Origin of the sequence: Lentilactobacillus dabitei (genome assembly GCF_019061365.1) — a bacterium.
GTDB lineage: Bacteria > Bacillota > Bacilli > Lactobacillales > Lactobacillaceae > Lentilactobacillus > Lentilactobacillus dabitei.
Genome location: NZ_JAHPPD010000206.1, coordinates 1 through 261 on the forward strand (window position 1 = coordinate 1; position 261 = coordinate 261).

At 53.3% G+C, this 261-nt stretch carries 1 protein-coding gene; it reads right to left on the reverse strand.

The features are described from left to right. On the reverse strand, positions 1-261 hold a 261-nt coding region (locus KTE19_RS13795; RefSeq protein WP_217342531.1), incomplete at both ends, for a transposase family protein.

Genomic DNA, 261 nt, shown 5'->3' on the forward strand with positions numbered 1-261 from the left:
ACATGAGTCGCTAGTCCGTGACCGATGGCGTGGTTGGTTGATACCACTGGAGTGGTGGCCGTACAAGTGCTATGGCAGTTACTACAACGCCAGCGTTGCTTGTTTAGCTCTAGAATTACGGGCCGGTCCATGGGTCCTGCAATGTGGACATGAGTGAGCTTGTGTCCGTTAGGGTGCAACGTATTGTATCCACAGCTGGGACAGCGCCTGAGTGTGTAGGTAAGCTCTGCCTGGATGACCAAATACTTTTTGCGACCCGAG